Source organism: Streptomyces sp. NPDC048473, assembly GCF_043200155.1.
Taxonomy (GTDB): Bacteria; Actinomycetota; Actinomycetes; order Streptomycetales; family Streptomycetaceae; genus Streptomyces.
In genome coordinates this window covers 1-7,728 of record NZ_JBICXE010000034.1, presented here as the reverse complement: position 1 = coordinate 7,728, position 7,728 = coordinate 1, and the positions used below count along the sequence as shown (strand labels likewise).

Genomic DNA, 7,728 nt, shown 5'->3' with positions numbered 1-7,728 from the left:
CCCGCCCGGTCGCTTCCGGCACCTGCGGCCACCGCGCCCGCATCGACACCCCACACCCCACCCCGCGGCCGCAGACGGAAGAGCACGACCGCTACACGACCAACGAGAATCACAACCGACCCGCAACGGAAGCGAGCAGGATCGTCACCAGCCGCAAACGGCGGTGATCTTGCAAGGGCATCCCCCTGAGCTGGCAGAACGGAAGCCCTTCATGCCGCGTTCGCGTTGCCTGGCGCGTGCTGGGAGTTGTGCGCCCGATTGGTCAAACCCTGGTGGCACCAGTGCTCGGCCGACGGCACGCGCCGACGCAACCGCGGTTGGGCCCGAGCGGTCAGCGAACGTCTGAGTCTGGATTGGCCGCGTCCCAAGCCTCGCGGGAGGCGGCGATGGCCGGGCGATGCCCGATCGACCAGTCGGCGAGGGACTTGATGAGGTGGGTCAGGCTGTGTCCCGTCTCCGTCAGTTCGTACTCGACCTGGGGAGGAATGGTGGGATACACGGTGCGTTTCACCAGGCCGTCGCGTTCCAGACGCCGGACAGTGAGCGTGAGCATGCGCTGCGATATCCCATTGGGAATGGCACGTTGGAGCTCCTTGAAACGGCGGAGGCCGGAAGCGAGTTCGACCACAACGTAGACGGACCATTTATCGCCCAACCGGTCTAGCACGTCCCGAACGCCGCATTCGTCCTGCGGCGTCTCGCAGGTGATTACGGGCTCGGTAGCCGCCGCGGCAGTCGTCGGGGTGGTTACTGCGGTGTGCCCTGCTGACATGAAAGTGCCTCCTTATGCGATTGAGCTTTTCTCCTGAGGATGGAACCACACAGTTCAGAAGGGCTTTCCCATGATTCTGGTCACCGGCGCCTCCGGCGCGCTCGGGCAACTCGTCGCCAAGAAGCTGGCGGTACGCGACGACGTGGCGCTCGGCACCCGCACACCCCGTTCCGCTGCCGAGCGTCCCGTCGACTTCGATGCCCCGGCATCGCTCGACTTCACCGGCGTGGACACACTGCTGCTGATTTCAGCCGGGTACGGCGAGGACGACGTTGTCATCGCCCGCCACGACGCGGCCATATCCGCAGCCGAGAAGGCGGGCGTGCAGCACGTCGTCTACACCAGCCTGAGCGGTGACGGAGACCACCTGGCCTACGCACTCGCCCATCGCTGGACCGAGCGCAGGCTTCAGCAGAGTCCCTTGGCGTGGACCATCCTGCGCAATGGCCTGTACGCCGAGTTCCTCGCCGCCATCGCCGCTCCGGGCCCCGACGGGACGATCGCCGCGCCGCTGGGCGAGGGGCGCCTTGCCGCCGTTGCCCGCGAGGATCTCGCAGAGGTGGCGGCTCGCGCGGTGATTGCCCCGCACAAGCACGCGGGACGCACGTACGAGCTTGTCGGAGAGGAAGCCCTGGGCGGTGCGGAGCTGGCGGCCGCGGTCGGCAGCTCATACGAGCCCGACTCGCTCGCCCGCACCCGGGAAGCGATCACCGCGGCCAGGGAAGCCACGCCACTCCAGGTGCCGATGCTGGTCGGGACGTACTCGGCGATCGCAGCCGGCTTCCTGGACGGTAAGGGCATTGAGCACAACATGCTGGGCGAGTTGCTCGGGCGAAAGCCCCAGTCAGCGCTGGAGGTGTACACGACTTCGGTCACTGCAGCACAGCTGGCGTCGTAGACAGCTGATTCGAGAGCCGCTTCCAGCGCTTGGGCTGGTGCGGGTGTGGTCGTGTGTCCGGTCCGCCTAGCTTGATCTTTAACCTGTGCGGCGTGGACGTGGGGTCGTTGATTTCTTTGTCCGGCACTGTCACGTTGTTGGGTGGGTGTCTGGCGGCGTGACAGGGCGTGGTGCGGTCGGGTTCCGGCTGGGAGTTCAGGCCGTTGCGGGCAGGCCGGTGGCGCCGGTGATCTGCCCCCGGATGGTGAAGCGGGCGGTCATTTCGGCGCGGTAGTCGGGTGCGGCCATGAGGTGGCGGCGGGGTCGGAAGTGGAGTGAGATGCCGCTGAACGCGGACAGGAAGCGTTGTGCTCCGCCGGCGGAGCGGAAGCCCTTCATGGCCCGCTCACGCTGGCGGGTGGGCTGGTGGGAGTTCTCGGCCCGGTTGTTCAGACCTTTGTGGAGCGGTGTTCCACCGAGGGCATGACCTCACGGTGGGCCGCGCCGTAGGAGCGGAACTTGTCGGTGACGACCACCCGGGGCACCGCACCCGTCTTCTTCATCAGTCTACGGAAGAAGCGCCTGGCCGCGGCCTTGTCCCGCCTCCCCTGGACGAGGATGTCGAGCACGTTGCCGTCCTGGTCGACGGCCCGCCACAGGTACTTCCGCTCGCCGTTGATCTTGATGAAGACCTCGTCCAGATGCCATTTGCCCCCGGGCCGGGGCCGTCGGCGGCGCAGTCCGTCGGCGTAGTCCTGGCCGAACTTGGTACACCAGCGGCGAACGGTCTCGTGGGAGACGGTCACACCACGCTGGAGCATCAGCTCCTCCACCTCACGGAAGCTGAGCGGGAACCGGAAGTACAGCCACACACAGTGGGAGATGACCTCGACCGGGTAGCGGTGCCCCTTGTACGACGGCGACTCGTTCCCCACGGACAACCTCCTCCGGCACGCTCAACCAGAAGATCATCCCACCCGCTCCGTCAACGTGACAGTGCCCCCAGAGAGTGGCAACTCCACGGTCTCCACGGTGCCCTGCTCGCCGAGGCCGATCGCATTCTGGATGAGCTGGACATCGATAAGCGCGCCGAACGGCTCGGTCACGAACTCGACCACCACTCGGCTGAAATGCATGAACGGCATCCCCGACTTGCCGCACTCCGGCGGCGGCTGATCGGCAGCTGGGAGACGGAGCTGTCGGGCCCGGCGAGGTGAGGGACGACCGACACAGGCGCACCGTCCCACCCGGCCTTACGATGCAGAAGGGGAAACGGAAGGCCTCAGCGCGTCGAGCCAAGACCTTTGAGGTCCGTGTGCTCACGCTTGATCACGGAGGCACGTCCCATGGCACCTGACCGGATTCCAGGTATCGATCCCACCGCGGCTCCCAGTGGCACAGGGTGTGCGGACTGTATGGCGGGCGACGGACCGGGGTGGTGGTTCCACCTGCGTCGCTGCGCCGCCTGCGGACACATCGGATGCTGCGATTCCTCACCCGGGCAGCACGGAACGAAGCATGCCCGCGACGCGGGACATCCGTTCCTGGCCAGCTTCGAGCCGGGGGAGAGCTGGATGTGGAATGTCGAGACCGAGGAGTACTACGACGGGCCGGAGCTGCTCGCACCCGCCTCGCACCCGGCGACTCAGCCGACCCCGGGTCCGCAGGGGATGGTTCCGGCGGACTGGGAGGCGCAGCTGCGCTGAGCTTGCACGGATCGGCGCCGCGTGATCGTCACTCGTGCTCGTCATTCACGATCAGCGGGACCAGTGGAGCGGAAGCGCAGAAGTGGGTCCGTCATCCCGCCCCGTACAGCGGGGGCATCGCTCCCGCCGACGCGATGACGGCACCGGTGTGCCGGCGGAACGGGTCATCACCTCATGGCCGGCGGACAAACTGCTGGCCTGGTCAGGACGGTGAGCCCGGCTACTCCGGGGCGACCTCGCCGTTCGGGTCCGGCGGGCGGGGCGCCGAGGCGGTCGTCGGCGGTCAGGAGAGTGCCGTCGGGGACGGCGGTGACAGCAAGGGGGGTTCCCTCGCCGGCACCGCACTCGACCTCAGACCTGGCTGCCCCTCGGACGTCGTGCGAGGAAGACGAACTCCCGGCCCGCACGGTCGGGAGTGTCGCGGACGTCCTCCACCACGTAACCCTGCGCGACCAGCTCCGCTTCGACCTCATGCCGCTCACGGAAACGCAACGTCGAATCCGAGGTCGGCACCTGCCCGTCCGCGGCGAACACATAGGTCGAGCGGAATGTCACCAGCTGCCCGCTCACCTCGATCAGCTGGACCCAGCTCTCGACTGCGCCGACGCCCGGGATCTCCGTCACGCTGTATGAGGTCTCAGGCTTCCACTCCTCCCAGGCGCGCCTGGCCGGATCCCGTATCTCGAACACCAGATGACCGCCGGGGCGCAGTGCTTCGTAGGCCCCCGCAGGGTCTGCTGCCACGCCTGTGAATCGGTGATGGCCTGGGCGACGTTCGCTGTCATCGTGGCGAGGCCGACCCGCAGTGGCGGGAGGGCTGTCGCGTCACCGCAGATCCAGCGCACCTGCTCGATGCCCGGCTTGCCCCGGGCCACACCGATGGACGCCCCGGCGGGATCGACGCCGACGACCTCGATGCCGCGATCAGCCAGCAGGAGTGCGAACACACCTGTCCCGCAGCCAATATCCAGCACTCGACGCGCCCCGAACTCCTCCGTCATCCGGACGTACGCATCGAGATCGCTGCGACCAGGGTCGAGCGAGTCATAGATCGCGGCGAGCCGTGGATGCCCGAAGCACTCGTCAGCCATACGGCCGAAGGTATGCGGAGCCAACTCCGAACGGCCCCTCAGTTTTGCCGCCAACCAATGGATTTGATTGGCCACCGTCCGTGGCACGCGTCGGCTGCCTCCGCCGCTCCGGCCATCGCTTACGGCACAGTGGAGACATGAACACGGATGACAGGAGCATGTTGGCCCGGGGACACGTGGCGACCAGGCTTCCGGCCCAGGACCTGGACCGTGCGCGGCGTTTCTACTCCGAGCAGCTCGGTCTGGAGCCCGTCGACGAACGGCCCGGTGGGCTGCTGTATCGCTGCGGAGGCGCGGAGTTCGTACTGTTCCGATCGACGGGTGCCTCTCCCGGTACCTTCACTCAGATGGCGTGGGTGGTGGACGACATCGAGACAGTCGTCGCGGAGCTCAAACGGCGCGGTGTGGTGTTCGAAGAGGTCGACGTACCCGGATTTCGAACGCGGCACAGGATCGCCGAGATCGAAGGGAACTACCCCAGCAAGGGTGCACGGGGTGAACGCGGCGCCTGGTTCTGTGACAGCGAGGGGAACATGCTCGGCATCGGCGAGCCGGTCGTCTGAGGAGAGAACCTGGCCGACGCCTGGCATGAACGGGCCGTCCGGTCGGCACATTAAGCGGTCGAGTGCCGTGCGGCCCCTGGTGGGCCGTTGCACCCCAACAAGCACACGACACGCGATGATGGCCCCGTGACACAAGCCCCCTCCTCCCCTCCTCCCTTCCAGGAGCAGAGCACGCGTGACCCGGGGACCCGGACACCGCTGCGCGCGTTCCTCGCGACCGAGTCCGGCAGCGCGGCGGTGCTGCTGGCCGCCACCGTGACGGCGCTGGTGTGGGCGAACGCGGCTCCCGTGGGGTACGCATCCTTCTGGCAGACGCATCTGTCGGTGACCCTGGGATCGGCAGGGGTGTCGCTGGACCTGCGCGAGTGGGTGAACAGCGGCCTGATGACGTTCTTCTTCTTCGTCATCGGGCTGGAGGCGCGCCGGGAGTTCGACACGGGCGAGCTGCGGGAGCGGCAGCGGGTCATGCTGCCACTGGCCGCAGGACTCGCCGGCATGATCGTCCCCGTCGGCGTCTACCTCGCTTTCAACGCGGGCGGTGCCTCGGCCCACGGATGGGGTGCGGCCATGTCCACGGACACCGCATTCGCCCTGGGCATGCTGGCGATCCTGGGACGACGGTTCCCCGACGCGCTGCGCACGTTCATCCTCACCGTGACCGTGGTCGACGACCTGCTGGCCCTGGTCGTCATCGCCCTCGTCTACAGCGAGCACATCACCGTGCCCGCCCTCCTGGCGGCCGTGGCTCTGTTCGGCTTGATCCTGCTGGTCAGGGCGGCGGGCGTGCGCCGCGGATTGACGTACCTGCTGATGGGGGTCGCGACCTGGGGCGCCCTGCTCAAGTCCGGTGTCGATCCGGTGGTCGTGGGCCTGGCCATGGGGCTGCTGACCTACGCCTACCCGGCGGCGCGCAGCGACCTGGAACGCGCAAGCGATCTGTTCATCTCGTTCCGGGAGCAGCCCACACCCGAACTGGAGCGTTCGGCACGCCAGGGACTGGCCTCGGCGGTGTCGCTCAACGAGCGGCTGCAGCAGGTGTACCACCCGTGGACGAGTTATGTGATCGTGCCGCTCTTCGCCCTCGCCAATGCCGGCATCACCATCGACGCAGGACTGCTGTCGCGGGCGGCAACGTCCCCGGTCACTCTGGGCATCCTGCTCGGCTATCTGGTCGGCAAGCCGGTGGGTATCACCGGTGCCTCCTGGCTGCTTGCCCGGCTGAGCCGCAGTCGGCTGAGACCTCCGGTCGGTTGGGGCGCCCTGGCCGGGGGCGGCACGATCGCCGGGGTCGGGTTCACCGTGGCCTTGCTGATCTCCACGCTTGCCTTCGAGGGAGACCGGCTCGAAGAGGCGAAGCTGGGCATCCTGAGCGCGGTGATCTGTTCCTTCCTCGCAACCTGCGCCGTGGCGACGGCGATCAGGCTCCTGTCGCCGCACAGGCGTGCACGGGCACTGCTCGGCACCGCCGAGAGGGTGATCGATCTCGCGGTCCCGGTCGACCCCGCTCGTGACCACGTCCGGGGCCCGATGAACGCCCCGGTGACACTGGTGGAGTACGCCGATTTCGAATGCCCCTACTGCGGCCAGGCCGAACCCGTGGTCCGCGACCTTCTCGCCGACTTCGGTGATCTGCGCTACGTGTGGCGGCATCTGCCGCTCACCGACGTCCATCCCAGCGCGCAACTCGCCGCCGAGGCGGCCGAGGCCGCGGCGGAGCAGGGAGCCTTCTGGCAGATGCACGACCGGCTCCTGGAGCACCAAGGCGCGCTCCAGGCGTCCGACCTGAAGCGCTACGCGGACGAACTGGGCCTGGACGCCAAGCGCTTCCATCGCAGTTTGCGCACCCACGCGGGGGCCGGCCGGGTCGCCAAGCACATGGAGTCGGCCGATCTGAGCGGGGTGTCTGGAACTCCCACCTTCTTCATCAACGGCCTGCTGCACCGCGGCGCCTACGACATCGACGCATTGTCCGCCGCAGTGCGAACAGCCCGTGCGCGCGCAGGACTGAGGCGGTAGATCTGCCGGACGGCACCGGTGGCAGCACGGCGTTCCTGCAGCAGCCGGACTCGAGGAAGGCTTCGCGGCTGTCGGCTCTGCGTTCCCAGCGGGTGCGGAGGCGTTCGAAGCCTGAAGCCAGGCAGAAGTTGCGTTCGACCACCCGTCTGTCGGGACGATCCGTTGCGATCTGCGCGGCGGGCCGGGGCGGTCCACGGTGAGAGGTGATGCCTCTCAATCGGCTGGGTCTGGTTGTCCACCAAGGCAGGCCCGCCGCCGTCGCGGCGGCGGGTCGGCCCGCCTGTGGTGTGCCGCTCGCGGCATCGCCTGCACCGATATCGACGTGTGGCGGGAGGGGGAACCGCGGCACGGAGGCCAGGAAGAGGCCGAGGCGGCGGGCCATCCTGGGTCGAGGCGCGGCGCCGGGAGCAACTGGAGGCCGAGCGTGCCGAGCGCCAGGCAGCCGTCCCGCAGGCCCGCGCCGAAGCCGTGGCACCGGTCGCCGCGCCGGAACCGCTGCCGCTGGTCGTGTGCCCACGCCGCGCCCCGTCGCTGACCCGAAGCCCGAGGACGACGGCGCCGCCGTCGCCTGGGTGGGTGAGCAAGGCGTGCGCTACTACGCAGGCGGGCGCGCCCTGACCCGCTCCTCCGCGCTCGCCGAGGCCCAGGCGGTCCAGTGGGCGAACGTCCGCAGCCGTCTGGCCGTCGCCCGAGCCATGTACCG

At 68.4% G+C, this 7,728-nt stretch carries 5 protein-coding genes and 4 pseudogenes; 6 read left to right on the top strand and 3 right to left on the bottom strand.

Features of this window, described 5'->3' with window-relative positions:
* Window positions 1–331: 331 nt before the first annotated feature.
* Window positions 332–772 carry a winged helix-turn-helix transcriptional regulator gene (locus ACGFU7_RS36080; RefSeq protein WP_393701682.1) on the bottom strand — a complete coding sequence of 147 codons (441 nt, stop codon included), beginning with the start codon at window positions 770–772 and terminating at the stop codon, window positions 332–334.
* Between the two features lie 70 nt (window positions 773–842).
* On the opposite strand from ACGFU7_RS36080, the gene ACGFU7_RS36075 reads away from it, so the two are divergent.
* The gene (locus ACGFU7_RS36075; protein ID WP_393701680.1) at window positions 843–1,670 is read left to right on the top strand and encodes an NAD(P)H-binding protein; all 828 of its coding nucleotides are present in this window, start codon (window positions 843–845) and stop codon (window positions 1,668–1,670) included.
* A gap of 195 nt (window positions 1,671–1,865) precedes the next feature.
* Here the strand turns inward: ACGFU7_RS36075 and ACGFU7_RS36070 are convergent.
* Window positions 1,866–2,584, bottom strand: a pseudogene (locus tag ACGFU7_RS36070) (IS6 family transposase).
* A 66-nt stretch (window positions 2,585–2,650) separates the two neighbouring features.
* Between ACGFU7_RS36070 and ACGFU7_RS36065 the strand changes: the two are divergent.
* Window positions 2,651–2,866 (top strand): annotated as a pseudogene (locus ACGFU7_RS36065) (hypothetical protein); the annotation flags it as partial.
* 129 nt (window positions 2,867–2,995) lie between these two features.
* Window positions 2,996–3,355 carry a UBP-type zinc finger domain-containing protein gene (locus tag ACGFU7_RS36060; protein ID WP_393701679.1) on the top strand — a complete coding sequence of 120 codons (360 nt, stop codon included), beginning with the start codon at window positions 2,996–2,998 and terminating at the stop codon, window positions 3,353–3,355.
* 351 nt (window positions 3,356–3,706) lie between these two features.
* On the opposite strand, the pseudogene ACGFU7_RS36055 reads toward ACGFU7_RS36060, so the two are convergent.
* Window positions 3,707–4,446: pseudogene (locus ACGFU7_RS36055) on the bottom strand (class I SAM-dependent methyltransferase).
* 137 nt (window positions 4,447–4,583) lie between these two features.
* Between ACGFU7_RS36055 and ACGFU7_RS36050 the strand changes: the two are divergent.
* The 3 genes and pseudogenes from ACGFU7_RS36050 to ACGFU7_RS36040 all read left to right on the top strand — a co-directional run.
* Window positions 4,584–5,009: a VOC family protein gene (locus tag ACGFU7_RS36050; RefSeq protein WP_393701678.1), complete on the top strand. Its 426-nt coding sequence runs from the start codon at window positions 4,584–4,586 to the stop codon at window positions 5,007–5,009.
* A gap of 126 nt (window positions 5,010–5,135) precedes the next feature.
* Window positions 5,136–7,025, top strand: coding sequence for a Na+/H+ antiporter NhaA (gene nhaA, locus ACGFU7_RS36045; RefSeq protein ID WP_393701676.1), 1,890 nt, complete (start codon window positions 5,136–5,138; stop codon window positions 7,023–7,025).
* Between the two features lie 509 nt (window positions 7,026–7,534).
* Window positions 7,535–7,728 (top strand): annotated as a pseudogene (locus ACGFU7_RS36040) (hypothetical protein); the annotation flags it as partial.

Coding starts and splice junctions, on each gene's coding strand:
- ACGFU7_RS36080 (WP_393701682.1), bottom strand. CDS start 772: ATGTCAGCAGGGCACACCGCAGTAACCACCCCGACGACTGCCGCGGCG.
- ACGFU7_RS36075 (WP_393701680.1), top strand. CDS start 843: ATGATTCTGGTCACCGGCGCCTCCGGCGCGCTCGGGCAACTCGTCGCC.
- ACGFU7_RS36060 (WP_393701679.1), top strand. CDS start 2,996: ATGGCACCTGACCGGATTCCAGGTATCGATCCCACCGCGGCTCCCAGT.
- ACGFU7_RS36050 (WP_393701678.1), top strand. CDS start 4,584: ATGAACACGGATGACAGGAGCATGTTGGCCCGGGGACACGTGGCGACC.